2 protein-coding genes are annotated in these 1285 nt (G+C 58.2%); one reads left to right on the forward strand and one right to left on the reverse strand.

From position 1 onward, the window contains the following. Positions 1–483, forward strand: a 483-nt coding sequence (locus ACIOVB_RS27760) for a TetR family transcriptional regulator C-terminal domain-containing protein (protein ID WP_401272305.1), incomplete at its 5' end; no start/stop codon positions are given. A gap of 106 nt (positions 484–589) precedes the next feature. Here ACIOVB_RS27760 and ACIOVB_RS27765 read toward each other — a convergent pair. Further along, complete coding sequence (locus ACIOVB_RS27765) at positions 590–1030, reverse strand: heme-binding protein (RefSeq protein WP_187677421.1); 441 nt, start codon at positions 1028–1030, stop codon at positions 590–592. Between the last annotated feature and the right edge of the window lie 255 nt (positions 1031–1285).

Genomic DNA, 1285 nt, shown 5'->3' on the forward strand with positions numbered 1-1285 from the left:
CCCAACGTCTACTACTACTTCAAGTCCAAGGAAAACCTCTACCGCGAGGTGCTTGAAAGCATCATCGTGCCGATCCTGCAGGCCTCGACGCCGTTCAACCCGGACGGCGTGCCGAGCGAAGTGCTCAGCGGTTACATCCGCTCGAAGATCCGCATCTCCCGCGACCTGCCCTTCGCCTCCAAGGTGTTCGCCAGCGAAATCATGCACGGCGCCCCGCACCTGAGCGCTGATCTGGTCGAGCAACTCAACGCTCAGGCCAAGCACAACATCGACTGCATCCAGACTTGGATCGACCGCGGCCAGATCGCCCCGATCGACCCCAACCACCTGATGTTCAGCATCTGGGCCGCAACCCAGACCTACGCCGACTTCGACTGGCAGATCTCTGCGGTCACCGGCAAGGACAAGCTGGACGAGGCGGATTACGAGGCTGCTGCGCAGACGATTATTCGGTTGGTTCTCAAAGGTTGCGAGCCGGATTGAGACACCGCAGTGACGCGATCACGATCAGGCTCACTCCTACATTTGGAACGCGTTCCCTTGTAGGAGTGAGCCTGCTCGCGATAGCGGTTATTCAATCACCGCAGATTTAAGCCGCCACCCCCGCATCCGCCTTCAGATCCAGCGCTTCCACCGCTTTGATCGCCACCTGCTCATCAATATCCGACAGATCGCCGCTAATCCCGATCGCCCCCAGCACATTCCCCGCCTGATCGCGGATCAACACACCGCCCGGTGCCGGCACGACGCTGCCCTGCCCCATGCTGTTGAGAGCGGCGATGAAGGCCGGGCGTTGTTGGGCGTCCAGTGCCAGCAGGCGTGAGCCCTTGCCCAAGGCGATGGCGCCCCACGCTTTGCCTATGGCGATTTGCGGGCGTAGCAGGCTGGCGCCGTCTTCGCGTTGCAGGGTGATCAGGTGGCCGCCGGTATCGAGTACCGCGATGGTCAGCGGCGCTGCGGAGATGGCCCGCCCTGCGCTGATGGCTTCGTTGACCAGGTTGACTGCGACTTTCAAGGTTAAAGCGCTCATGGTGCTGTCCTCATTTTGTTATTGGGAAAGTCGTGAGACTGCGCGTTTGTGCCGCAGTCCGATGCAACAAATAGAACACAATGAGTTATTTTTTTGTATACAATAATTATCGAAAAGCGCCGCACGCGACGAAAAGCCACAGTAGAAAAGGCTTCCGACAAATGAAACAGCCGCTTGAGAAAATGGATTGACCTGCGCCGTCCGCCGTGAATACACTCTGCGCAAAGCCACTTGTATACAATTACAAAACGTAAA

The organism is Pseudomonas sp. NPDC087639, from assembly GCF_044743385.1.
Taxonomy (GTDB): domain Bacteria; phylum Pseudomonadota; class Gammaproteobacteria; order Pseudomonadales; family Pseudomonadaceae; genus Aquipseudomonas.